Annotated in this window: 21 protein-coding genes and 2 pseudogenes; 7 read left to right on the top strand and 16 right to left on the bottom strand. The window is 57.5% G+C overall.

Annotation, left to right across the window (positions count from 1 at the left end):
- Positions 1 to 119 precede the first annotated feature (119 nt).
- Positions 120 to 1,280, bottom strand: a complete 1,161-nt coding sequence (locus OKW39_RS40260; protein ID WP_429565194.1) for a DegT/DnrJ/EryC1/StrS family aminotransferase — start codon at positions 1,278 to 1,280, stop codon at positions 120 to 122.
- The gene (locus OKW39_RS40255; protein ID WP_429334071.1) at positions 1,277 to 1,798 is read right to left on the bottom strand and encodes a hypothetical protein; all 522 of its coding nucleotides are present in this window, start codon (positions 1,796 to 1,798) and stop codon (positions 1,277 to 1,279) included. Before OKW39_RS40255 ends, OKW39_RS40260 begins: the two co-directional genes overlap by 4 nt.
- 396 nt (positions 1,799 to 2,194) lie before the next feature.
- Here OKW39_RS40255 and OKW39_RS40250 point away from each other — a divergent pair, with 396 nt between their 5' ends.
- Positions 2,195 to 3,145 carry a GDP-L-fucose synthase family protein gene (locus tag OKW39_RS40250; RefSeq protein ID WP_090806270.1) on the top strand — a complete coding sequence of 317 codons (951 nt, stop codon included), beginning with the start codon at positions 2,195 to 2,197 and terminating at the stop codon, positions 3,143 to 3,145.
- 170 nt (positions 3,146 to 3,315) lie between these two features.
- Here the strand turns inward: OKW39_RS40250 and OKW39_RS40245 are convergent, their stop codons facing one another.
- The 13 genes and pseudogenes from OKW39_RS40245 to OKW39_RS40185 all read right to left on the bottom strand — a co-directional run bounded on the left by OKW39_RS40245 (position 3,316) and on the right by OKW39_RS40185 (position 19,700).
- Entirely contained in the window at positions 3,316 to 4,374 is a 1,059-nt protein-coding gene (locus OKW39_RS40245) for an IS630 family transposase (protein ID WP_429334073.1), read from the bottom strand.
- A gap of 38 nt (positions 4,375 to 4,412) precedes the next feature.
- Complete coding sequence (locus tag OKW39_RS40240; RefSeq protein ID WP_429565193.1) at positions 4,413 to 5,579, bottom strand: glycosyltransferase; 1,167 nt, start codon at positions 5,577 to 5,579, stop codon at positions 4,413 to 4,415.
- The gene (locus OKW39_RS40235) at positions 5,564 to 6,946 is read right to left on the bottom strand and encodes a hypothetical protein (protein WP_429565192.1); all 1,383 of its coding nucleotides are present in this window, start codon (positions 6,944 to 6,946) and stop codon (positions 5,564 to 5,566) included. The genes OKW39_RS40240 and OKW39_RS40235 overlap by 16 nt, the downstream gene beginning before the upstream one ends.
- A 45-nt stretch (positions 6,947 to 6,991) precedes the next feature.
- Complete coding sequence (gene gmd / locus OKW39_RS40230; protein ID WP_090806278.1) at positions 6,992 to 8,110, bottom strand: GDP-mannose 4,6-dehydratase; 1,119 nt, start codon at positions 8,108 to 8,110, stop codon at positions 6,992 to 6,994.
- A gap of 57 nt (positions 8,111 to 8,167) precedes the next feature.
- A complete protein-coding gene (locus tag OKW39_RS40225; protein WP_429565191.1) occupies positions 8,168 to 10,414 on the bottom strand; it encodes a polysaccharide biosynthesis tyrosine autokinase in 2,247 nt (748 codons plus the stop codon).
- Positions 10,415 to 10,725: 311 nt separating this feature from the next.
- A pseudogene (locus tag OKW39_RS40220) lies at positions 10,726 to 10,866 on the bottom strand (DUF6429 family protein); the annotation flags it as partial.
- Positions 10,867 to 10,912: 46 nt separating this feature from the next.
- Complete coding sequence (locus OKW39_RS40215; protein WP_429565190.1) at positions 10,913 to 12,985, bottom strand: hypothetical protein; 2,073 nt, start codon at positions 12,983 to 12,985, stop codon at positions 10,913 to 10,915.
- Positions 12,986 to 13,009: 24 nt separating this feature from the next.
- Positions 13,010 to 14,437: a lipopolysaccharide biosynthesis protein gene (locus OKW39_RS40210; RefSeq protein ID WP_429565189.1), complete on the bottom strand. Its 1,428-nt coding sequence runs from the start codon at positions 14,435 to 14,437 to the stop codon at positions 13,010 to 13,012.
- Between the two features lie 141 nt (positions 14,438 to 14,578).
- Positions 14,579 to 15,730, bottom strand: a complete 1,152-nt coding sequence (locus OKW39_RS40205) for a glycosyltransferase (protein WP_429565188.1) — start codon at positions 15,728 to 15,730, stop codon at positions 14,579 to 14,581.
- A 50-nt stretch (positions 15,731 to 15,780) separates the two neighbouring features.
- Positions 15,781 to 16,650, bottom strand: coding sequence for a glycosyltransferase family 2 protein (locus tag OKW39_RS40200; RefSeq protein ID WP_429565187.1), 870 nt, complete (start codon positions 16,648 to 16,650; stop codon positions 15,781 to 15,783).
- On the bottom strand, positions 16,613 to 17,251 hold the full coding sequence (locus tag OKW39_RS40195; RefSeq protein WP_429565186.1) for a putative colanic acid biosynthesis acetyltransferase: 639 nt from the start codon (positions 17,249 to 17,251) through the stop codon (positions 16,613 to 16,615). Before OKW39_RS40195 ends, OKW39_RS40200 begins: the two co-directional genes overlap by 38 nt.
- Before the next feature lie 66 nt (positions 17,252 to 17,317).
- Positions 17,318 to 18,868: a GMC oxidoreductase gene (locus tag OKW39_RS40190; RefSeq protein WP_429365270.1), complete on the bottom strand. Its 1,551-nt coding sequence runs from the start codon at positions 18,866 to 18,868 to the stop codon at positions 17,318 to 17,320.
- Positions 18,858 to 19,700: an aldo/keto reductase gene (locus tag OKW39_RS40185; protein WP_429565185.1), complete on the bottom strand. Its 843-nt coding sequence runs from the start codon at positions 19,698 to 19,700 to the stop codon at positions 18,858 to 18,860. Before OKW39_RS40185 ends, OKW39_RS40190 begins: the two co-directional genes overlap by 11 nt.
- A gap of 606 nt (positions 19,701 to 20,306) precedes the next feature.
- Here OKW39_RS40185 and OKW39_RS40180 point away from each other — a divergent pair.
- The 4 genes from OKW39_RS40180 (at position 20,307) to OKW39_RS40165 (ending at position 23,514) form a co-directional block, all read left to right on the top strand.
- Positions 20,307 to 21,560, top strand: a complete 1,254-nt coding sequence (locus tag OKW39_RS40180) for a glycosyltransferase WbuB (RefSeq protein ID WP_090806297.1) — start codon at positions 20,307 to 20,309, stop codon at positions 21,558 to 21,560.
- A 93-nt stretch (positions 21,561 to 21,653) separates the two neighbouring features.
- Positions 21,654 to 21,869 (top strand): hypothetical protein, encoded by a 216-nt coding sequence (locus tag OKW39_RS40175; RefSeq protein WP_429365268.1) that lies wholly within the window; start codon positions 21,654 to 21,656, stop codon positions 21,867 to 21,869.
- A gap of 407 nt (positions 21,870 to 22,276) precedes the next feature.
- The gene (locus OKW39_RS40170; protein WP_429565184.1) at positions 22,277 to 22,432 is read left to right on the top strand and encodes a hypothetical protein; all 156 of its coding nucleotides are present in this window, start codon (positions 22,277 to 22,279) and stop codon (positions 22,430 to 22,432) included.
- A 167-nt stretch (positions 22,433 to 22,599) separates the two neighbouring features.
- A complete protein-coding gene (locus OKW39_RS40165) occupies positions 22,600 to 23,514 on the top strand; it encodes a GlxA family transcriptional regulator (protein ID WP_429565183.1) in 915 nt (304 codons plus the stop codon).
- A 94-nt stretch (positions 23,515 to 23,608) separates the two neighbouring features.
- On the opposite strand, the pseudogene OKW39_RS40160 reads toward OKW39_RS40165, so the two are convergent.
- A pseudogene (locus tag OKW39_RS40160) lies at positions 23,609 to 23,746 on the bottom strand (IS110 family transposase); the annotation flags it as partial.
- 139 nt (positions 23,747 to 23,885) lie between these two features.
- On the opposite strand from OKW39_RS40160, the gene OKW39_RS40155 reads away from it, so the two are divergent.
- Positions 23,886 to 24,188 carry an ArsR/SmtB family transcription factor gene (locus OKW39_RS40155; RefSeq protein WP_090806305.1) on the top strand — a complete coding sequence of 101 codons (303 nt, stop codon included), beginning with the start codon at positions 23,886 to 23,888 and terminating at the stop codon, positions 24,186 to 24,188.
- Positions 24,189 to 24,271: 83 nt separating this feature from the next.
- A complete protein-coding gene (locus OKW39_RS40150) occupies positions 24,272 to 25,330 on the top strand; it encodes an alkene reductase (RefSeq protein ID WP_429565182.1) in 1,059 nt (352 codons plus the stop codon).
- Positions 25,331 to 25,392: the final 62 nt, after the last annotated feature.

The following is a 25,392-nucleotide window of genomic DNA, read 5'->3' as shown; positions in this document are numbered from 1 at the left end:
GCTGGCTAAGCGCATCGCGTCAAAGCGGCCCGCCGAAAGCCGCGTGCGACCACCTGCCACCCGGATCAAGTGTTTGTTCCGTTGCGTGACGGGCCATATTTGCTGCGGCGAGCAGTCGGTCAGCACCGCGCTGAACTTGACCTGCTGTTGCGGAAACTTCGCGAAAAGGCGGTGGCCAGCGTGTCGCGCACCACGCCCACCGTGTAGTCCTGCTGTGCTTCGGTAAGCGCGAGACCACTCGGCAGATACAATCCCCTGCGACTCATGCGTTCGGCAATCGGGAAATTCTCTCCCTTGAACATCCCTTGCTTGAGAAAAACCGGCTGTTCGTGCATCGGCCAGAAGAACGGCCGCGCGCTGACACCTGCCTCCGCCAGCATGGACCGGAGCTCGTCGGCATCAAAGGGCAAGCTGTCGTCCAATACCATACCGAAGACCCAATAGATATTCTCGGCATATGGCAATGCCACCGGCGCCATCCCGATTCCCGGCACTCCCCGCAAAAGGCTTTCGTAGCGGCGGCCCAACTCGCGCTTTCGCGCGACGTGCGCATCTAGCTTCTCGAATTGCGCTAGCCCGACAGCCGCCTGGAGGTTGCTCATCCGATAATTCCAGCCAAGCTCTTCGTGGACGAATCGCCTCTCAGGCTTGAAACACAGGTTTCGCAAACTTCTCGCGCGCGTAGCCAGCTCGTCGTCGTCGCAGACGATCATGCCCCCTTCCCCCGTCGTGATGTGCTTGTTGGCGTAGAAGCTGAAGCACGATATATCGCCGAAACTGCCGCACTTCGCTTCGTTATAGGCTTGTCCGATTGCCTGCGCAGCATCTTCGATCACAACGAGGCCGTATTTCCTTGCGATATCCAGCAACGGAGCCATGTCCACCGGCAGACCGAAAGTGTGCACGGCCATGATCGCCCGCGTCCGGCCCGTGATAGCGCTTTCGATCTTCGTCACGTCCATGTTCCACGTATCCGGACTTGAGTCGACCAGTCTCAAGCGGGCACCGGTGCGAACAATGGCCGATGCGCACGATATGATCGTGTGCGTGGGGATGATAACTTCGTCGTCGGGACCGAGCCGCAGAGCCACCGCCGCCACGTCCAACGCAGCGCTGCCGTTCGCGACGGCAATCGCGTGTCTGCGGCCGACGTAACCCGCCATCGCACGTTCGAAACGCTCGACGAACGCCCCGTCCGAAGAAATCCACCCGCTTTCAATGCATTCGTTCAGATAGACGCGCTCCTTTCCGTCGAGCAGGGGTTCGTTGACCGGAATCATCGCGCGCCGTCCTTAACTTCAAGCTCGACGCCTGGGCCGTTACTCGCTTCACTGCATCGGCTCAGGTTTGCGGACGCGAAGCGCAATTTTTCCTGCTCCCCCATATAGGGCCCTTGTTTGACTTCGAAGAAAGACGCGTCCTCGAGCATCTCGAAGCCGTGACCGCCCGACGCCAGCAAGATGACATCGCCCGCGTACAGTACACGGCTCGACAGGTAGTCCTTATCGGGCGTATAGAACTTCACCAGGACACGGCCACGCTTGACGAAGAGCACCTCTTGCGTCCATTCGATCTGCCGCACCAACTTGCAGTGAAGATGCGCGTCGATCACTTTTCCGGCGGGATGTTCCATGTACGCGAGTTGCTGAGGAAACTCCTTCGGAGTAAAGAAACTCACACCACTTCTCGAGAACGAATCCCGGATGATCATGGCGAGCGTTTCACCTTCGAACGAGACTACTTCGAAATTCGAGTCATGAACGACCTCTGCGTTGCCCGTTATCGGTAGAGCTTCCATTTTTTTTCCTCGAAGAGAGCCGGTAGTATCCCGACACACCGAACCTTCCGGGAGCAAGGCCGCTTACGACATAAATTGGCCCACGGAGGTCCTTCATGCGTCCCCGAAGCATAGGATCGGTTCGTCGGTCACACGGTCAGATGGCCGAATACGGAATGAAGTTGGCTGACCGGGGTATTACGTTGCAGCGTCACCTCGCGCATCTTTATATCCGCGGCAACGACCGCGCAGAGGTGCACACGGACCGCGCCAATATATTGGCACCGTCCGCCATGACCTTGAATGGTCCATATGCATTGCTAAGCTGATGAAACCGCACGTCGTAGCCCTTTGAATCAAGTGGCGGGGCAACTCACGTTCCGACCGACGTGTCTCTCTCGACTATTGGCCATTCACATGAACAGAAACTCTCGCATCTATGTCGCCGGACATAAGGGAATGGTCGGCTCGGCTCTCCTTCGGCGCCTTGCCAGTTCCGGATATGATCACGTGATCACGGCCTCGAGACAGTCGCTCGACTTGCTGGATCAGCGCGCCGTGATGGATTTTTTCGCTCGGGAGCATATAGACGTCGTCCTTCTGGCCGCAGCCAAAGTCGGCGGAATTCATGCCAATTCGACTCAGCCGGCTTCGTTTCTCTACGAGAACCTCGTCATCGAAACCAATGTGATTCATGCAGCATTCAAGAGTCACACGCAGAAGCTCGTCTTCTTCGGTTCATCGTGCATCTATCCAAAGCTTTGCCCTCAGCCCATAAAAGAGGATTACCTGCTCACGAGCGCTCTCGAACAAACCAACGAAGCCTATGCCATCTCAAAGATCGCGGGTCACAAGCTTTGTGAAGCGTATAACAAGCAATACGGCACGCGCTTCATATCGGTGATGCCCACGAATCTCTATGGCCCCAACGACAACTATGATCTTCAAGGCAGCCATGTGCTGGCCGCGCTCATCCGCAAGGCGCACGAGGCAAAGCTGAACGGACTCGAATCGCTCCCGGTATGGGGCTCCGGATCGCCCAGACGGGAATTCCTTCATGTAGACGATCTGGCGTCCGCGGTTCTCGTCCTGCTGAGCAACGACCTGGTCGAGGGCATGTTCAATGTCGGATATGGAAAGGACATAGCGATTGCCGACCTCGCACGACTGATCTGCGATGTCGTCGGTTTTTCTGGATCGCTGAGATTCGACTCGTCGAAGCCCGATGGGACGCCGCGAAAGTTGCTCGACGTATCGAAGCTCGCCGCTCTGGGTTGGGCGCCCACGATTACGCTCAGAGAGGGCATCGCATCAACCTACGCCGACTTCGAGAATGACGTGCAGCGTACCGGGCTCGCCAGCGCCTGACGAATTCACGCGGCGTGCGCGATCCTGCACCACGGATTGAAGTTCCGCCCCTGGTATCCAGGGTACCCGTCTGCCGACTGAGGTTCCTGTCCCTCGATGCCCGCAAATCATGTCACTTTCAAGGCCACGACAGGTCATTCCGGTTAGAGCGGCTTGATCAACGCATCGGCCTAGTCCGTTGAACCGGATGAATTGCACCGGATTCGCCGCGATGGATCGGAGTATTTCCATTTCAATGGGCGCGCCTGCTTGTTGTATTGACAGATATAACGCATAAGCTTTTTGTTGAGATCCTTGGTGCTGGTGAACACGCCAAGCGCAATGTCGTCGCGCTGGATGCGTGCAAACCAGTTCTCGACCTGATTCAGCCATGACGAATACGTCGGGGCGTAATGTATCGACACTTTCGGATGGTCAACCAGAAATGTTTGAACGGCGTTGGTTTTGTGGCTGCTCACGTTGTCGCAGATCACGTGAATCTCCTTTCCGCACGGCTGTGCCCATACCACCTCCGTGAGGAACGCAACAAACTGGGCACTGGTATGGCGGGGCGCGGTTTTGCCCTGCACCTCACCGGTGGCAACGTTCAATGCGGCGAACAGGCTCAGGGTGCCGTTGCGTTTGTATTCAAAGCCATGGCTCTCGGCGCGTCCAGGCGAGAGCGGCAACATCCGGTCCTTGCGATCCAGCGCCTGGATGGCTGTCTTCTCGTCCACGCAGAACACCACCGCATGCAACGGCGGATTGAGGTACAGCCCGATCACGTCGGCTGCCTTCGCCTCAAAGTCGGGATCGTTGGACACCATGTGGGTATCGAGACGATGTGGCCGAATGTCGTGCTTGCGCCAAATACGCTGCACCGTCACGAAGGCCATGCCCAACTGTGCCGCCAGTTTGCGGCTGCTCCAGTGTGTCGAGCCGTCGGCCGGCTTACGTCGCAGTGTGTAGTCGAGCACTCTCGCTTCAAGGACCGCCAGGTCAGGTCGCGGCGCCCGGCCTGGATGTCTGCCGTACAACCCAGCCAAACGCTCACTGGTGAAACGCATTTGCCACGTTGTAATGAAACGCGAATCGCAACGCAATTCCGCCATGATCGCCGCACGCGAGGCTCCTTCGTCGAGCAGCAAGATCAACCGCGCACGCCTCACCTGGCCAACGGCCATCGTGCGGCTGCGCTGCATCGACATCAGCTCTTCGCGCTCGGTTTCACTCAGATTCATTTTGCCCATGCACTATTAGCTCAGTGCAATTTCATTGGTTCAATGGACTAGTCCTTGATTCGACTGCTCAAAGCCCTGGATATCGACCTTTCTAGCGCGTCTCGCGTCAGAAGTTGGGCGGCTGCTTTCATTGCCCGCTCGATGCTCATGCGTTTGCGGCGATACGTCTGCTCTGCGTTTGCCAACGCATCGGCGATGGACCTTGCATCCGCGGAAACAAAGCATATGGCGTCGTGAATCTCCTTCATGCTCATCGGGGGAAGTTCGGTGGAAATGACCAATCTTCCCGACGCGACATATTCGACAACCTTGAAAGGAAAGACCCCGTTACCCATTTTCTCTATCGAAACATGCGGGTTCACCAGCACGTCACAGTCGGAAATCAATTTGAACAAGACTCTTTCGTCCACCCGACCGTGGAAGTGCACCGGGTAATCTTCGGCGGACAGCCTGACGAACTCGCGTGCCAGCGGACCCGTTCCGCAGACGTGAAACATGAGGCGTCCGCCGGACTTCCGGATCAGGTCGAGAACCACGTCAGCACCCTTCTCGACGCTCAGCCCACCGAAATAGCCAACCATCGTTCTAGCATCTGCCGTTCGCGAGAATGGACGCCGCTGTCCACAAGCTTCAATGAGATCGTCCGACACCACGCCCGGACACAGCACCACCGGACAACCGCTGCGTTGATGTTCGCGTGTCGATAAGTGATCGTTAACCGCAAGACATAACGATGGAGCGGGTAACACATATCGCCATGCGATGAAGTCGAGCAACGGCTTCGGATGCCAGCGGCGACGAGAAAGCAGCCAATCTTCGAACTGGAGGATCAGGCGCGCACCGAACCGGTGCGTCAGCACGCGAGCGAGCATCGACTCGAATGCGTAAGCGTTATAGATCCATACGGCTTCGGGCTTGCCGACCTTCGCTATCTCATCGCTCAGCGCCAAGACTTCGAAGAGGTTCAGCAACTTGCCGATGGGCCTTACAGGGTAGCAGCGAAGCGAAATCTCCCGAATGCGTTGCGTGCCGATGACGGAATCCCGAAATTTTCTACGTGACCATCCTGCCTCTACGTGGCCCGTATTGATCAACAGAACATCCTTGGAAAGTTGCGATGCCAACGCCAGAAAAAATTCCACCTTGCGTGCGGCGCCCAGATTCACATTCGCCCCACGATTAGAGGCGCTGTAAGGCGCTATGAAAACAAGCATTTTTGCTGCTCCACGTCAGCGACTCCTGCTTCAGTGCCACGCAAGTCAACGCCACGTGATCGACGCGTGGACAAATACGCGCCGAGAGAGCACCCGTAGATGTCCCCAAAGCAGAGCATCAGCGTCGTCACCAGTGGATACTGCTCGAATAGGTTGATGTCCATGCAGGCTGCAATCGTGATCCCAACGAACACCACATAGCGAACCGACTGACGCCTCGAATGACGCGGACGGATGCGCCAGAAAAACGCCGTCGCACCCGTCGCGAAAATTAGCATACCCACAATTCCGATTTGAAACTGCATCGTCACGAAGGCGTTATCGATGAGCAGATTGAACCGGTATTGCTCAGGGTCGACGCCCGAACGCTGGAGGAGCATGACGGCTGTGTTCGTGCCTACGCCGAGGCCCCGCCCCAAAAAGAGTTCTCCCGGCGTTGCCTCTGACAACTGCTCCGCTATCTTCCCGAGGTTGGATAAACGACCGCCTTCGTCGAGTTGATCAGTCAGCACATCACCGCGGCCGACCGCTTCCACCATGTGAGAATAGCCAACGATTGCGAGCAAAATAGCAATCGGTAGCGCAGTCACCACCAGCAGCATCCGATCATTACGGCTCAGCCGTCCCGCAAGCGTTTCCCAAACTACTACGCCGACGATGGACGCGATACTGAGCATAGCGAATCGCGTGCCCGAAGAGACGGCAATCGCGACTGCGAGGGAGAGCAATATAAGCCGATACAACAGCCGGGCGCGGTCCAGAATGAGCACCATGCTTGCAAGCGAAATCGCATACATACCTGCTAGCGCCGCGTTACTGAACAGGCCCGTGTACCGATCCTGCATAAATAGAACTTGCTGTATTTGTCCGAGTTGCATCCATTGTCGCAGGACAACGTAAAAGTCCAATGCGGCAAGCGCGAGCAATGCGAGGACGAGGGCCGTTTGTCCCTGCTTCTCGGCCGGCAGCAAACTCGCGAACAAAAACAGGCCGAATGACGCATGAATCAGCAGAACCCAGCGCAATCCCGCAGGCAGGAAGAACAATGGCGTCCAACCTGCGATGAACGGCACGAGTCCCACCGATACGATGCAAAGAATCCACGTGAAGAACATCAGAATAAACGTACGCATTCCCCCCCGAAAGCGATTCAAACCGAGCGCAAGAGGCCACCCGACTCCGATCAAGGCGATGCTCGCGTCCTTCACGTACTTGACAGCACCTGCGTCATCCATGGCGGCCGAATTTAAGTTCCAGACGTTGATTGCTCCGGTGCCGAGCGCGCCAAGCGCCTGATCCGCGTATTGAGCCAAGCCTGCCGCGAAGACCGTAAAGACTGCGAGTGAAAATACGAAACGCGGCGACATTCCACACGCTCCTGAGTTACATGCCGACTCGGCCAAACTTCGTCCTTACTCGTGATGCTCCAACGCCCTGTAGCCAGCCAGCGTGATCAGCGCATCCCGCTTGGCGATCTGATAGTCGGACAACACCATTTCCCTCACAAGAGCGCCGAACGTCACGGTCGGTGCCCATCCCAGCTTCGCGTGGGCTTTCGACGGATCGCCGAGCAAGGTCTCGACCTCTGTCGGTCGAAAATAGCGAGGATCCACTCGCACGATGACCGTCCCGGGCGCGACCCGGCATTCCCGGCCGCTCACACTTTCGACGATCCCGACTTCATCGACTCCGCTTCCGTCAAACCGAAGCTTGATGCCGAGTTCGCACGCCGCCTGCTGAACGAATTCGCGCACGCTGTATTGCACGCCAGATGCAATGACAAAGTCTTCCGGCTCGTCCTGTTGCAACATGAGCCATTGCATCTGGACGTAATCGCGCGCGTGTCCCCAGTCGCGTTTCGCCGACAAATTGCCAAGGTAAAGGCAATTCTGCGAACCGATTGCAATACGTGCGAGGGCGCGCGTAATTTTGCGCGTAACGAACGTCTCGCCCCGAACGGGCGATTCATGATTGAACAGAATGCCGTTGCAAGCGTATATGCCATACGCCTCGCGATAGTTGACCGTGATCCAGTACGCGTACATCTTCGCTACCGCATACGGACTGCGCGGATAAAATGGCGTGTTCTCCCGTTGCGGCACTTCCTGCACGAGTCCGAACAACTCCGATGTCGACGCCTGATAGAACCGGGCGGTCTTCTCGAGGCCCAGAATTCGCACGGCTTCCAGCATGCGCAGCGCACCCAGGCCGTCCGCGTTCGCCGTGTACTCAGGCTCTTCAAACGAAACCGCAACGTGGCTTTGCGCGGCGAGGTTATAGATCTCATCCGGTTGCACCCGCTGAATAATTCGCAAGATGCTCGACGAGTCGGTCAGGTCACCATGGTGAAGATGAAAGCGGCGCTGCGATGCATGGTCATCCTCGTATAAATGGTCGATGCGATCCGTGTTGAAGAGCGAGGTGCGCCGCTTGACGCCATGCACTTCATATCCTTTGTCGAGCAGGAATTGAGCAAGATAAGAGCCATCCTGGCCTGTGATACCGGTGACCAGTGCAACCTTGTTCGACATGGTTCCTTCTCCTTGTTTTGATACTTCGCTGTGTGCGTGATACTTCTTGCGATTCGTTCAGGCTGTCCTGACATTGGACTCGCCGCCGCTTTTGCCGTACCCGTCCGACCTGCCGTAGCCTGAACCGTATCGCGCCTTGTCGAGCGGAACATCGGTAAAGAGAGTTCCTGCCACGTTCACGCCACTACTGCGCAACCGGTTGAGCGCCTCATACAGTTCGTCCACCGGATGCCGACCGTGCCGAACGACCAGCAGCGTTGTACCGGCCTGCCGGCCGATCAGCGTTGCATCGGTGACAGCAAGCACAGGCGGCGTATCGACGACGACAGCGTCATACCGCCGCGATGCAACATCGAGTATCTCGCTCAGTCTCCGGGTCGTGAGCAAGTCCGCGGCGTTTGGCGTCTCGCCCCCGCGCGGGATCAGGTCGACGCCATTCATGACATCGCGCACGACCACGTCGTCAAACGCCGCACCTTTTAGCAACTCGGTCAAGCCGGGGCCGCCAGCCGGGTTGAAGGATCTGTGTATGTCGCCCATGCGCATGTCGGCATCGATCAGGAGCACCTTTTTCCCGCCTGTCGCCAACACGATTGCAAGATTGGCCGCGACAAACGACTTTCCTACCCCGGGACGGGAACTTGTGATCATCACGACATTGTTCCTGACTTCCGATCCGATCGATTGCAACGCTGTTCGCAAGCTTCGCACGCCTTCGACCGCGACATCCCCTGGCCATACCGCAGCAAGCACATGTATGCCCGGAGCCTTGCGGCGCATTGCCTCCTGCAAACGAATTTGCCGTTCGCTGTGCGGCACGACAGCGCAAACGGGTATTCCAAGGGCTGCCTCGATCTCGGCGCTTCGCTCGATTCCACCAGACAACGCCTTGCGAAGGAACGCGGTGACGATTCCCAGTACAAGCCCAAGCACGGCAGACAACGACAATAGTACCTGCCAGTTAGGCTTGCTCGACTTCTCGGCGGGCACCGCGAGATCGACAATGCGCACGTTGCCTACGTTGCCCGCCTTGACGACACGAAGCTGTTGCGCACTGTTCAGGAGATTCGTATACAGGTCTGTGTCGACCTGAACGTTGCGCATCAGACGCACTGCGTTTTGTTCCTTATCCGGCAAACTGGCAACACGCTGGCTCAGCGCTTCGCGGTCTTGTTGCAATCGGGCGATCTTCGAATCCACCGCCGTAAGTAGCGGGTAACCCTCCTTGTAATGCTGCGAGATGTCGTCGCGCTGCTGCAAGAGGCCCCGCAAGGCGGTATCGAGATCGACAACCTGTTGCAGCAACAACCGGCTTTCCACACTCAGATCGACGGTTCCATTGCTATTACGAAAAGCGTTGTACTTATCCTCGGCTTGCTGTAATTCGTCCCGCAGCTTCGGCAATTGACCCTCGAGGAAGAGAAGCGAGTGTTCGGCCTCGGACGTACGCCTTGCGAGATCCTGAGCGAGATACTGCTGAGCAACCGCATTGACGATGTCCGCAGTGCGCACCGGGTCGGGTCCCTCCAGGGCAACACCAATCATGCCGGTTTGCGACTTTTTTTCTGAAATGGCCAAAGCATCTTTCAGCGCGAGGATCGTGGCCTCTATCGAACTTGACTTCAGTGTAAATTCACCGCCGGGAGAAGCGGATAACTCATTGACGAGAAGATGCACCTTGCCGTCGCCGAAAGGCACCACCAGCTCGTGGCCGACTTCTCCTGTTCCGAGGGTTTTTCCGTCAGGTGCAATCAACTTGAAGTACGGGGCCTGTCTCGCCTTTACGATGAATTCGTGGCCGATTGCAGCATGAGGAACATCGAATTTCGATACTTCGATCGACTCGTCGCTCCAGGCGAACTGCCGCAGTCCAAAAAGGGGTTTCATGCTGGCAGATCCGCTGCGCAGTCGCGCGATCCAACGGCCAATAAGTGGGAAGTACCGAGGTTGCGCCGTAGTTTGGAGATTCAGTTGCTGCACCGCCTCGCCGACCACCAGGCGTGAGCGAATGAGTTCCATCTCGGCGTCTGCACTGGCTTTCACCCTCGAATCGAATATCGAGGCAAGCCGGCCCAACGCTTCGGCTTCGGGAGAGCTGGACGCGGGTGTGCCAATCTGTATGAGCGCATCGGCCCGGTACAAGGTCGGATGCATCAGGCCGTACAACGATCCCAGCGCGAGAACGCCGAGCGCAATCATGCCGATTAGACGCCAGCTCTCGCCGATTGTGCGAAGGTAATCCGAGATGGAGATCTCGTCGCCCTGCAGCGGATCATCGCGCGTGATCTGTTTCCTTGAGGCCATGGTTTCTCGGGTGGAGTGCTTTGCGCCCGCCAGCGGGATAACGCCAGGGGCAACCAGTTACGGGAGCGACGACGCGACGCATTGACCGTGCGTCCATTTCGACAGGTACTCTGCTACGACTTCAATGACTGAAATTCGAGAATGCGGAACATTCGCCGCCGCAGTCTATTTTAGATAAGCCTGCTGCTTGCGCCGTGTCGAGACCGAAATCGCCAAGATGTTGTCGGGCCCGATAGGACGGTCGTTTAGAATGAAACGATCCACTGGCCAGTAGCGTGACCCCTGGTGTCGTGAGTTGGAAATTCGTTTCATTAATCGGTTTTGCTGCCAGCGGTGACGAAGTGCTGCTTGAAGAGGCGTTCAGATTCTCGCAGGCCGTCCTCCGTCAGCACCACGGATTTCGCTTTGTTGACCGGATCGGCAATGAGCCCTCGTTCATGCAGCCGGTTGAGAGTCTGCGGTGGACTTGATCAGTTTTGCCCCAGATGCGGGGTCGGTCTAAGTCTCGAACGGCCGGTTGCCGATCATCACGACGTGGTGTGCGCCATGGACAGTAGCTCGTAGTTCCAGCATGTTCCGCGGACTTACAGCAAAACGCAGGACATCGCTTCCCGACACGAGCGTTCCAACCGGAGCGCTCGTACTATTACGCGAAAGCTGCAGCAGATAGAGACCGGATGACGCGCTCTCTACGCGGTTCGCATCGCGTGACACCAGCACCATGACTGCATGCCCTTCTTCGTCCTTCGGGCAGGAAATCTCAGTGTCGAAACTGCCGCCATCGAAATGCACGGTGTAGAGGCCCAATCCACCGATCCGATGCCTGGCATCCTCCAATGCGCGAAGCGCTCCACTGCGTATCGTCACATCGTCGGTGAAAGTGGTGGCAGGCAGGGTGTAGCGAGGCTGCGGTTCTTTGAAAACACAGTCCGCTGACTGGACGGATCCGACAGGGCCGTCAGATCGAACGACCGAAACGCCGAAAGACTGCTGGATGTTGACACCGGAAACGCAGGAGGAGACGTCGAGTTCTCCTATGAACGCCGGGACGAGGACGCCATGACCAAGATAAGGATCGTCCCATCCGGCGCCAACGGCACCGGTTCGCTTGCGATGGTCGCGATAGCCGACGCGTTCCATATAAACGCCGTTGAAGACAGCCGATTGGCATGCATCAACCAGCACCGCTGGACGCGGCGAGTAAGCGTGCGTTATTTGCATGAAGACATTGCTATTCGAAGGGCGCGCATAGCGCGCCATGACGCGTATGCAGAATCCGCAAATGCCCCGATAGGGATACGCCCTGGCCGGTGACGCGGCATTAGTCGGCGCGCTGAGTCTGCGCTCGCTGTTGATTGACTTGAAGAACGTGGCATCGAACCATTGATCGATCTTGCGCTCATCGTCGCCATAGACGCGGTCATAGATGTTACGTACGTTGATGATGGTGCACTTGTCCGCGAAGCCGCCTCGTTCGTTGTAGTCGTCGTTGCGATCGACCCATTGCCCTCCGACAAGAACAGGGACGCCCGTGCGCAGCGCCTCGATATTGCTGAACGTGCACTGTTCCAGCACAGCCGCATAGATACCCACCCCGCAGCCGACAAAGTGAAGTCTGTCGAAGATGCAGCCTGCGAGCGTCGCGGACAGGGCGCCAAAAGCCATGAAGCAATCCACGCATGTCAGATTCTCGAGCCCTGCATCCATCGCCGTGTCGAATTGATCGAGCAAGCCGAAAGTGACTGGCTGCGACGCGTCCGCCATGCCGTAGCGATAGTTGCCCTTCACCACGGCGTTATGCCCATATAGTTTGACCCCCGGCCATACGCCTACGCAATAGGGCTGTCGCATGGCAGGCTCAGACGGGAGTCTCCTGCCTTTTCCCTGCTTAACCGTGCCATCGTCGTGACAAGGGATGGCCAGCGTTCCGCGCGCGGCTGCAAGGTAGAACGTGCCGTTATCAAGTACAACGCACTGAGTCCGGCCCGTCGATGCATAGAGCGATCCTGCGAATGCGACGGCGCGATTGATCGCGTCACCGTCATCCGTCGTGCCGTCACCGCGTGCACCGAACCATCGGGCATGGATGTCGCCCTCGAATACGCGCTTCCAACGCTTTCCGCTCTTCGAAACCAGCACTGTGCCACCATTGTCCCGGCTCAAGACGTCGGTAGGATCGAGCCAATAATATGCAGCATCCAAATCGCGTTCGCCCGCAGCGTGCTGAAAAACGAGCAGTCTCGTAAGCGGTCCGCCGTAGTCACGCAAGCTGGCGTAGCCCTGAATCGGACCTTGCGCAAGCACAAATTCAGCGAGGTGTCGGATTTCGGTGTATGCGAGCGAAGACCTGGTGACTATCACCCTGTCGTCGGGCGACAAGTCGGTCACGGGCTGCATCGAGGTCGAACCGCTCTGCGTGTGCGACGGCTGCAGTCCCGATGCCTGCCGCTGCGCCGCTTGTGCAGATGCGCCAGACAGGCCGAAGCAGGCGGCCATGATTGTCCTCAAGGCTCCACGTCTGTTTTTGAGCGCGGCCCCCGCCAACCGCAACTTTTCCTGGAAGTCGGCCATACGTTCAGAAGGTGGGTGTGAGAGTCACGAAAGCGGACCGAGCGACGCGTGCGCAAGAATCTGCTTCCTGCAGAGGCCGATATAGACGCCATAGTCGGCGATGATGCTCGCAATGATGGACGACCAGACCACCCATTCCACTGTGCCGAACTTCAAGAGCAGACATACCTTGAGCGGAATGGATACCGCGCTAAAGATCAGCACGGCAAGCAACTGGGGGCGTAATTCGCTCATTCCATTCAGAAAGATGGTGAAAGCGTTTCCCATTGCTTCGACCACCGCCAGCATCCCCGCCGCGCACAGCAATGGGAAAGGTACAGCCAGGTGATTGCCCGTCCAAACCTTCAGAAGCCAGGGCGAAGCTGCCAGAATCAGCGCGCTTGTCAGCACCGCGATGCCGCCCGTGACGCCCATGGACACCTTCAGCGTGTGCCTGATGAACATCTTCTCACCGCGCGAGTGTGCGTCGGCATAGAGACCCCAGAGCGGCCCCGACAGCATGGCCATCCCGACGGTGATCGCCTGGAACAACCGCTGCGCAACGGCCAGTCGCGCCACTTCCTTCGCGCCGAGAATGTTTGAAACGATCAGGGGATCGCATGCGCTGCCGCATATCATGCCAAGTTGAAGAATCAGGAACATGCCGCTCGTCCGCAGTAGCAGCCTCGAGTCCTGCCACCCCGTTCCCAGCCATATGCCGCGATGAACGCGAAAAATCCGCTCCCGGCGAAGACGCCAAACGAGAATCAACGTCGTGCCGACCTGCATGCCATAGGTAGAAAGCACGAGATACGGCAACGGTGCGCGATAGCGGTTGCAGAGATAAAGAAGCGGTAGCGAGAAAAAGTATCCGATCGCAGCAGCGATATGTGGCTCCCATGCTCGCTGAAGACCATAAAAAACCTTTCTCACGCCGCTTAGTGGGATGTTCACGCAAAACAGCGTGATGAAAACCACGGTTGACTCCACCGCTTCTCTTGTGACGTCTGCCGATTCGATCTTGAGCAGCCTTTGGAAGTCCAGCAACCTCACGGCACCAACGAGCACAGCCCCAGCGGCTGCGCCGATCACCACGAGCAGCAGTACGCCGCGAGTCGCAATCGTCTGCAGTTTCTCTTGATCGCCGCTCGTTTTCGCGTCCGCAACCAGGTTGACGAGGCCATTCGCCACGCCAAGGTCAAGCACCGACAACATCACTGCGAGGCTTGATATTGTCATCCAGATGCCAAAGCGCTCTTGCCCGAGATACGGAAGCGTCAAAGAGACCGAGAGCAGCACTACCGCAAAGCCCATCGCGGCACTCACCGCATTGCATGCAGCGGAACGCGCGGCGCGCACATAGCGATCCCTGTCGCGCCCTTCCGAGGCTCCGATACCAAACGGCAAGCGACGAAAACAGAGCCGCAGGATGGAGACCGGTGCGCGCACGAAAAAATTATCTGCAAGCGGCATTGGAGCGTGTAATCCTCTGACGCTGCTCTTCCGCGAATGAGATGTCCCGGAAGGGGCAGCAACGGTTGAGCGTAAAATCGCGCTGACGAACTCAACTTCCTGCGACAGCCATCCTGCACGCGTGTGCTAAAGCAGAAATGCTTACGCGACCTGCTTGCTCATCAACGCGATATAGTTCTGCGCGACTCTGGAGATATGAAACCGATTGTTGAAACACTGCTTTGCCGAACATTGCATCGCAACCTTCTCGTCGTCCGGCAGCATTGCCCATTGCGTCAGAAGGCGGGTGATACCCTCTCGCGTGTCGTCGTCCACGAACCCGGCTCCATCGGCAACGACCTCTTGCCAGATTCCGACCTTGTCGGTCAAGAGCACCGGCACGCCGCACGCTAGTGCTTCGGCCACCACCACGCCGAAGTTTTCCTGATGCGAGGGCAAAACCATGACGTCGGCAGCGCGCAGCAGCGACCACTTGTGCGCCCCCGTTACCATGCCAGGCCAGCTAACACGATCCGCGATGCCGAGCCGCACGGCCTCGCGACGCAATCTCGCCCCGAGTCCATGATCATCGGGGCCTGCGACGACGAGGCGATAGTCGGTGCTCAAGTTCTGGAGATCGTGAAACGACTGGATTAGCAAGTCGCAGCCCTTCTTCTCGTGAATTCGCCCGAGAAAAAGGATAATCTTGCCCGGCGTCGCTAGCGAATGCCGCTGCGCAACGTCCAACGTTTCCGTCGAAGGTGGCGGTGCCGTGCCAATCATCATCATCAGCTCTTTCGCCCTGTACAGCGGAAACGCCAAGCGCGCCAGTTCGCGCTCACTGTCGGTGGTGAAGAGAACCCCCTTCGCATTGCTGATGACATGACGCTCCACAAATATCCAATAGACTAGCTTCTTGGCATGTTTCAACGGGCGGCCGATGTTGAACCACGGATCGAGCATGCCGTGCGGCATCACGAAATATGGGATCTTTTGCGGAAGAAGCGAGAGAACGGCCGCCGCGCTGTGGAACTGCCATATGCCGTCTACGATAATTGCATCGTACCGGTTTGCATGCTGTGTCAGCCACCCAACAAGCCTGAAGTTGAGCGCGTATTTTCCAGCGTGGTGGCCTAGCCTCACAACCAGATCGAAAGCATTGTCGTCCGATTTGTCAGCATCAATAGATGAGTCAAGACAGACAATGTCGATAGTGTGTCCGAAAAGCCGGAGCTCCGTCGCGAGCCGTTTGAGCGCCTCAGCAGGACCACCATACCTTCGCTCGATTGACGAGATAATGTGAAGGGTTCTCAACGCGGGATCTCCGGCTGACACTGACATTCATCATAACGCGCATGCGCGGTTCAACTCTTCAATTCTTCGCTTAACGTAGGGCGATCGACTTGCGTTCTCGCCGCCCTCATCTTCTCCCTGACTTTCAGAACGATGAAGTACTCATAGACCGACTGCAGCGTCGCATACACCAAGCCCGGGTGTCCGTCGAGGAAGCCTCGACGAACCAAGTAAAGTAAAACGAACTTGATCACCGGGCGGCATGGAAGTTGGTAGAACAGGCGCTTTTGATGATAGCGGCGAGTCTGGAAATCGGCCGCAAACAGCGCCTTGGAAAGGCTGAACTTGTTGCCGTTCGCCTTATTGCGAAGGAACTGATCTGCTTCCAGCGAACTGTAGGCGTTATGCCGTGAAAGCCAGTGCGATAGCCCCTTGCTGAAAGGGAAGTGATCGAGATAGCCGTCGAGCCGGCCAGTCTTGCCATCCACCACGGTGACGGGATTGACGAGCCGTTCATAGTGGATATGCTGGGGCCTGAAAAGCCGAACGAAGTACGGTGAAGCCTGCACGTGCCTGAGCCACCTGTCATTGAAGAAGTCGCGGCGTCTAATCTGAAACGCCACCGCATCGCCGGCGTTCGAGACCGCCTTTTCAATCTCCGGCACGAGCAATGGGGGAACGCGCTCGTCGGCATCCAGATACAGCACCCATTCGTACTTGAATGGGATGTTTTTCAATCCCCAGTTCTGGTGAGTGGACCAGTCGTCGAATGGTCTGGAGATCACGTTCGCGCATACCGAGCGAGCGTACGCGACGGTCCCGTCTGTGCTGAGCGAATCAAATACGTGGATGTCGTCGGACCACCCGATGACGGTCTCAAGACAACCAGGCAAATCCTGTTCTTCATTCTTCGTCAGCACTAGTACAGACACTTTGCTCATTAGGCTCTCCGTGCTTGACTCTAAGAGAAATCTTCCTTGCTGGCATGCCGGCATACACAGTCCACTCATCCAGCAGACTCCGCGTTACCACTGATCGCGCGCCTACAACCGCTCCCGGCGCGATATGAATGCCAGGGCAAACGAAGACTTCAGAGCACACCCACGCGTCCGATCCCACAATAATCGGCTTTGCAGTTAGCTGAAACGTCGGATGGTTGTAGTCGTGACTTCCTGTACAGAGCTGCGCGCCCTGCGATATCGTGCAACGCTCACCTAACGTGATGCGTTCGATGGAATACAAGTTCACTCCATTGGCAACGCCTGTAAAGTCGCCGATCGAAAGATTCCATGGCGCCCAGATGCGCACACGCGGATAGACGTGAACACCTGCGCCTATAGTGGCCCCGAATAGTCGCAGAATCCAGCGACGCCACGCATGAAAGACACGCGGCGTCGGCACGAAGAAAACGATATAGATGACGCCCCAAAGAACCCTCAGAAATCTGTTCGACAACGAAAATGAAGGTCCCTGTCTCGAATTCACGCCTTTCAGGATTATGCTCGGACGAACGCCTTGCCGGTTGATTGCATCTTTAGGCATAGACTCCTCTCTCAACGGACCATCGTAGCGTCCACACGGCTCAATACCCGCGGTTGGCGGAAAGCATCAAGCTTTTGGCGGGGTGCTGCCGGCAGCGTGCTGATTGACACATCGCATCCCCAGCAGCAGGAGCATCATAGTCGGATTCGCCCCACCTCCCGTCGGCAAGACTGACGTGGCAAGTAGCTGGACATTCGCGACACCGAAGAGGTTGAGGTTTTTGTCCACCACGCCATCGGCGGGGCAAGCACCCATGCGAGTCGAACCTGTCGGATGGAAGATGCCTTCTGCGTTATCGATGTTGGCCCAGATTTGCTGTGGCTCGATCGATTTCCATACGCCAAGCGAGGCGAATTTGCTCGTTCTCCAAGTTCTTCTAAATAGTTCTGATGTCTCGATTAAGTTTTCTTTGTCTTCCTTGGACAACCTCCAGTTGATTTCAGCGAGTGGCAAGCCAAAGCGGTCGCAGCACGTATCGCTAAGAGTGATACGATTGTTGGGAGATGGAAGCTGCTCAACCACCGCATGGACAATCAGGCGCGAGTGGGCGGGAAACAGTAGACGTTTGTTCACGAGCCTCCACCACATGGCGCGCGCAAGCCAAGGGGTATCCGCAATCAAATCGAAGATTACTCGTGGCGGCGGTGACTTACGACGCTGTACATTCCGGAATATCTCCCGTAGCACATCAAAGCCACCGGGTTTCTCAACCTCGAACCCGATGTGGCAGAAACCTGGCGGCAGATGCCGCCGCGCCTCCGCTTGTGGCGCTAGCTCGAAACGAATATTGCGCATTGAACCGGCGGCGCCGAATCGAAAGCCGACGATCTTATTTAGCAAAGCGCTTTCGGAGGCGACGATTTCCGCTACTTCTGCGGAAATATGATCCGTGAAGTTTTGGCCGAGCGCAGACGTAAGGGCGGAGACGGCTCCATTGTTCTGACGGTCGATTAGCAATGCCAGACGGGTTGTTTCGATCGCGCCAGCGGCGACGATGAGCTTCCTCCCCGAGATAGCTAGCCTGTCACCATTTTGCGATACCGCTTCCAGTCGGACGCCTTCAGTCTGAGTTTTGATTTTGACGACATGGGCATTCAACCATACCTGAAGGTTGGCTGCCGCAGCGACGTCAGCGTCCAACAACGCCGCTACATTGCGCTTCCGGAATTCTGGCCACTTGGCGAGACGATTGACATGGGTCCCACCGAGTTCGAACGGAAAGGAGACGTCGAAATACGGGCCCGGTTCCAGGGAGAATAGCCGCTCGACGTCACCGATGAAAGGGGTTAGTTCATCGAGTGAGATCGGCCAGTTGGCATTGCAGAGATCAGAGTTTTGGAAGGGAATGAGGGCCCCGCCCCATCGCATCGAGGTACCGCCCAGGCATCGGAAACGTCCGTGCGAGGCGCCCTTGTAGAACATCCCCTGCTGGACGACTTCATTGAGCGGATGCGTGTCCTCTTCCTGGCGCAATCCGCCGGTTTCCAGGCAGATGACGGTTGCGCCTGTCTTCCGCGCCAGTAGTACGCTGATCGGTAGGCCGACGGTTCCCGCGCCGATGACTATGAAATCGGCTGCCCGCGAAATTGCGCCCTGCCCGCCCAGGTCATTGAGCATCGGCCGTTTCCTCCACGAGCCGGGCATATTGCTGCAGCCTGGCCAACTGCTTCGTGCTCACGATGATTGCGCCATCGGTATTGCGAAGTAGTGCCCGACGCAGAACCTCTGTCACTGACAGCGGCGACCCCTCCTTGCGGGACGCGGAGACATAACCATAAGTGATCTGGAAGGGCTTGCGGTAGCAGGTCAGTACGTCGGCCTCGCGACCGGTGAGACTGTCGTGGACCTGAATGAAGCGGGTCAGTTCGGAGCCGGCAGCGAGGAACGGTTCGACCTTATCCGTAGTTAGCGCGAGGCCGAAAGTACGGACCGTTCCGTCGCGTAGGAGACTCCCGAGCCATTTCAACCATTCATCAGTATTGAGCAGGGAAAGTTCAGGCTCGTGCAGCGCGTAGATGTCGATAGAGTCACGCTTCAGACGACGCAAACTGCCCTCGAGTGTTTTCTTCGCTCGGGCAACTGAGAAATCCACCGTTGGACCCGAGATGGTCTTTATAAAGCGCCCTGTCGCCTTGCGAACAAAAACAGCGGCTCCGCTTTGCTCCTCGCCGCCGGGCGAATAGATACCGACTTTGGTGGTGACAGTGACCTCCGGTCGTGCTTTGAGAACGTGGCCAAGATCGCGCTCGGCCAAGCCAAAGCCATAGTAGGGGGCCGTGTCGAAATGGGTGAACCCGGCGTCCACCGCTGAGAATAATAGTCGTCGTCTTGCTTTTTCGGAGCCACTGTTGAAAAGACTGGCGGTGCCGAATATGAATCTCGAAAGTACGATGGGAGTCCCGGTCAACTGAACGCTTTGCACGATTAGCTCCCGCTGAATGCTGGTCAAGCCCGCGCCTTGAATTGAATGACGAGAATGTTCTACCCACGATCAGCGTTACCGCGGCAATAAGACGTCAGTCCCTTAGTAAGGTCTGTGCGTAGTCCGCCAGATTAACCGTGTCAGTATCCATGGCATGGTTGTACGAGCTCTCCGTCAAAGCCGCTGTATACCGAGCACTATGGGTTAGCACAGCGTGTTCACGCGATTGCATGTAGCGAACTTGAATCTCGTCGACGTGAAAGGAATATAAGCGCCGCGCCCTGATGTCCCCGGTCAAGACGGAAATTGGCAAGAAGTTGTCGGCTTTCGCCCACCGCGAGTGGCAAGAGACCGGCATCAGGCCTCCTGCGCCCACACGACTTGCGATCATATGTCCTGGCTGGCGAAGCCCATCTAGGCGAGGCACGACAAGCATTTGTCCGACCGGGCAATTTGATATCTGCGATCTTCGAATCAAAAGGCGAACGCGCAGCTTTGACACAACGCGAATACGAATGCGACTGCGAGCAAGCCACGGAACGATAGCCTCCGTCAGAGTCCGAACGCATGGGTCGCACGTTCCCGTGCCCAACGCAGACTTGATCTTCTTTTTCCCAAGATGTGGATTACTCAATGAAAGTGCTGATAATCTCGCTCAACTATGCCCCAGAGGTGACAGGGGTGGGAAAGTACTCCGCGGAGCTTGCGGAGTGGCTCGCATTACAGGGGCACACGATACGCGTGATAACCGCGTCTCCATACTATCCTGAGTGGCGCATCAAGGCTGGCTATAACGCGTTGACGTACTCGACTGAGCAAATCAACAACGTTTCCGTCATACGCGTTCCCTTCTGGTGCCCCAAGCGCCCGTCGGGTCTGAAACGCGTGCTACATCTGATGAGCTTCGCGGTCTTCGCGAGTCCGGCCGCTCTGTGGCAGATCGCGTGGCGTCCGCACGCCGTGTGGCTCGTAGAGCCACCTTTGTTCGCGTCTCCCGTCGCGTTGTTCGCCGCCCGCGTCGCCAGCGCCTCATGTTGGCTTCATGTACAGGACTACGAAGTCGACGCAGCGTTTCGACTGGGCATACTGAAAGGCCATGTCGCAAGAAAGCTGGCTTTGCGCGTGGAAAGATGGTTGATGTCACGCGCCGACGTCGTCTCGACACCCTCCGCAGCGATGACACGGCTCGCCGTGCAGAAGGGGGTCTCCTCGGAAAAAGCTTTCACCTTTCCCAACTGGGTCGATACTCAACACGCGCATCCAAACAGCACGGACAACCCCTATCGCGCGCAACTCACCATCGGCCACGGAGCGCTGGTCGTCCTCTACTCAGGCAATCTCGGACTTAAGCAAGGTCTGGAAATCATTGTCGACGCTGCAAAGCTTCTCACGTGGCGCGCGGACATCATGTTCCTGATCTGTGGCGCCGGACCAGCAAAAGATGTCCTGCTCGAAAAGGCCCGTGACGTACCGAACGTCAAGTTTCTCGGGCTGCAACCTAAAGAGCGGTTCAATGAATTGCTATCGGCTGCGGACATACACGTCCTTCCACAGCTTGCGGGCGCCGCGGATCTCGTCATGCCTTCGAAGCTTGGCCCAATGCTGTCGAGCAGCCGACCGGTAATTGCGACTGCGAATGAAGGTACCGAGTTATGGAGCGTCATCAACTCGGTCGGCGTCGCAGTCGAGCCCGGCTCTTTCACGGCATTGTCACACGCCATCCTTCGTCTCGCCGACGACCCGTCGCTTCGTGAGCGCCTTGGCACCCTCGGACGGCAATACGCCGCATCCAATTTCTCGAAAGAAACGATTCTCCTCCAGTTTGAGGCACGGCTTCGCAGCTCAGTCCTCGGTAAACGAGACCTCGGAGACCGCGCGACGACGTAGGCCCACTTAACAGTCTTCGGATCCGGTGCTAGCGCAAATGAGCGAGATCCAGCTTGCTTCGTGGACCTCACAAGGTATCCTAAGGAGGCAGGGATGAATTCAGAAGGGCTTAGTGCTGACCTTCCCGTAGACTGGACGGATGAGGAGTCGGAGTTCTTTATGCGTGCAGTGGAGGCGATCGCACTGGCCTACAAAGAACAGACCATCACGCTTGAAGAGGCCGGAGACCGGATTTGTATGGTTGCGGTCACGAGACTCGGTGAAGCAATGGGCATGGATGATTCAATCAGATGTATTAGCCGGGACTAGCTCTGAAGCGGCTTCGCCTTGCAGCGCTTTTCGTCCACCTTGACGTCAACACCAGGACTTTTGCAGACCTTCCCTACTAATTCACCAGGGTATGCGGCCAGTTGAACGCGCCGTAGTTTCATTAAGTCAAAACTTAGCCCTGTCCGGCCGATAAAGGTTGAAAGTAATTGGTGGGATTTTTTTTCACGCGGTAAGTTATGGCGTGTAACGATATTTACGTGGCACGACTGCTTATTATCTCGCCAGTTTACCTTCAAAGTTTACTATATGAAGAATGCGCTTGAACCAGGAATACCGATATATGGGAACCTCGCTGATTCTCATTGCTTGTTATTACTATTTTCTTTCTGATTACCGGGTTGCTGCCCATATTGCAGTGACGCCTCCGCTATTTTGAGGCGGACACCTTGCATCTCGACACTGAGGCAAGGCCGCTGCATTTTCCGCTGACAGTCGTTTTTATCGCGCGCCGCGACCTGGATGCCGGGCTTGCACCACCGCCCTTCGGCAACGTATTTTTCTCGCCTGAAACCTTGTCGATTAAAACGGCGAGAATAATCTGAAAACGCGAGAATCGAAGTCCGACGACACATGGAAATCCTGTCTTCTTTCCGTGTGACGAATAGAAACCTGCCGAACTGGAGGCCGCATGACGCCAATCTTATCTGACGCGCTAGCACCGCCTGATTGTCCGAGACAGGACATTCGGTCTGTTCAGTGTTCGACAATCGTGAAGCACGTGGCGATTATTTTGTATGACGGATTTTCGTTGCTGGACGCCGGCACGCTCGCCGAAGCTCTGCATGTCGCTAATGAATTACAATCGCAAAGTTCGAATCATTCCGTGACATATCGCGTGAACCTCATCTCGGCTGGCGGTGGAGCGGTTGCGTGCTCGTCATCGATGATGGTTTGGACAGAGCATTTTTCCACGCGCGATTTCGATCGTCTCGACAACCTCTTCGTTCCCAGCGGAAGTGGTGTCGCGCACGCCTCCGTCGACGACAACCTCATTGATCTGTTGCGACTGGTTTGTGCAAGAGGCGTCCGTGTCACCGCGATCGGGAATGGGCACATGGTTTTGTCGGCTGCCGGCGTGGCGCGGCGCGATTGGCCTTCGATGAAGCATGATATCCGTCTCCGATCGTTATCCGCGAGCGCTGCGGAGCATGATCGCGATCAGGCTTTGGTGACCTCGCTCGCACTGCTCAAGATGGATCTGGGAGCGGAGTTGGCCGCGCGCGTGGCGGACCGTCTCGGCTCGGATGGCGGGCGTACATTGGCCCCCGCGTTCGAAGAGATGGATGCAAAGACGCTCGCCGAGAAAGCACGTGCGTCGGCGCGTTGGATCGTCCAGAACTGCGCGAAGCCCATATCGGTGGGCGATGCGGCGCGCACGTCTTCGATGAGTGAGCGCAATTTCCTGCGTCTGTTCAAACGGGAGCTCGGTGTTACGCCTTCAAAGTACCTTCTTGGTGCGCGGCTCGATCTTACGTGCAAGCTGCTCGCCAACAGCGATCTTCCGGTGGACAAGATCGCTCGTAGAACCGGTCTTAGCAACGGAGAGAGACTGTCGAAGCTTTTCCGTAAAGAGCTCTCGATGTCGCCTACTGAGTTCCGGACGCAGAGTCGACGAAAGAGTTGACGTACGAACAGCAATCCAGATGCGCAAGTGGGGAGTCACGTCAAGCGCCGCGCTTACTTATGCCGTGAAGGCTTACCTTGCCACCCGAACCGGTCTGCTTCGGCACCGACGCCCGTCCTTTAGCCGTAACTTCCCCGTACTCGGTTAGCCGTCCGCGCAAGCCGTTGATTTGCATGGTCCGGAACTTCACAAGTTGCTCGCGCATGCGATGCAGCGCCAGCATTGCCTGCTGCATTCGATGCCTATCGCCCCATCCGCAGTAGTGTTTTCACCAATATCGTTAAGTTCCGATATATGATTCGTTCTGTAGCGATGCATGTCGCGCACGCCATGCGGCGTGCCGGTTGCCGAATCACCTGAAAACCATCCACATGACGCCCGATTTCGACGCGATCCACAAAGCGCTGGCCAACCCGGTCCGCCGGGAGATTCTCGGCTGGCTGCGCGAGCCGCACGCGCATTTTGCCGATCAGGAGTTGCCGCTCGACCACGGCGTGTGCGCGGGCAAGATCGACTCGCGCTGTGGCCTGTCGCAGTCCACCGTGTCGGCGCACCTGGCCGCGTTGCAGCGCGCGGGGCTCGTCACGTCGAAACGGGTTGGTCAATGGGTGTTTTTCAAACGCAACGAGCCCGTCATTCAGGCGTTCCTCGAATACATGAACGCGAAGCTCTGAGCGCCGCATTCGCATCGCCGCGCTTCCTTTTTCACGCAGTTTTTTGAGGCTCGGGCCTTGCCCGCCGCCAAAGGTGAACTCTTATGCCGACTCTTTTCGATCCGCTGCAAATTGGCGATCTCACGCTGCCGAACCGCATCATCATGGCGCCGCTCACGCGTCAGCGCGCCGAGGAAATCCGCGTGCCTAACGCGTTGATGGCGCGCTACTACGCCGAGCGCGCGAGCGCCGGTCTGATCCTCAGCGAAGCGACATCGGTCACGCCGCAAGGCGTCGGCTACGCCGAAACGCCGGGCATCTGGTCGCAGGAGCAGGTCGAAGGCTGGAAGCTCGTCACGCAGGCCGTGCACGACGCGGGCGGCAAGATCTTCCTGCAGCTCTGGCACGTCGGCCGTATTTCGGATCCGCTGTTCCTGAACGGCGAGCTGCCGGTCGCGCCGAGCGCGATCGCGGCGGGTGGTCACGTGAGCCTCGTGCGTCCCGAGCGTCCGTTTGTGACGCCGCGCGCGCTCGAGCTCGATGAAATCGCCGGTGTCGTCGAAGCGTTCCGCAAGGGCGCGGAAAACGCCAGGGCCGCGGGCTTCGATGGCGTCGAAGTGCACGGCGCGAACGGCTATCTGCTCGACCAGTTCCTGCAGGACAGCACCAACAAGCGTACCGATGCCTACGGCGGCCCGATCGAAAACCGCGCGCGTCTGCTGCTCGAAGTCACCGACGCGTGCATCAGCGTGTGGGGCGCAAACCGCGTCGGCGTGCATCTCGCGCCGCGCCGCGACGCGCACACGATGGGCGATTCCGATCCGGCCGCAACGTTCGGCTATGTCGCGCGCGAACTCGGCAAGCGCAAGATCGCGTTTATCGCGGCACGTGAAGCGCTCGGCCACGACCGCCTCGGCCCGCAGTTGAAGGAAGCGTTCGGCGGCCCGTATATCGCGAACGAGAAGTTCACCAGGGAAAGCGCGCAGCAGGTGCTCGACTCCGGTGAAGCGGATGCGGTGGCCTGGGGTCAGCTGTTCATCGCGAATCCGGATCTGGTGCGCCGCTTCGCTGAAGATGCGCCGCTGAACAAGCCGGTCCCGGCGACGTACTATGCGCGCGGCGAAGTCGGCTACACCGATTATCCGGCGCTCGAAACGGTGTAAACGGTAGCGACAGCGAACTCATGTCCGCTGTATGAAATGACAAAGCGGCGGGCGTGACTGAA

It is taken from the genome of Paraburkholderia sp. MM6662-R1 (genome assembly GCF_050436245.1).
In the GTDB taxonomy this organism is placed as follows: Bacteria; Pseudomonadota; Gammaproteobacteria; order Burkholderiales; family Burkholderiaceae; genus Paraburkholderia; species Paraburkholderia tuberum.
Note: the sequence above shows the minus strand (reverse complement) of the source record. Positions and strands in the feature narration are given on the sequence as shown.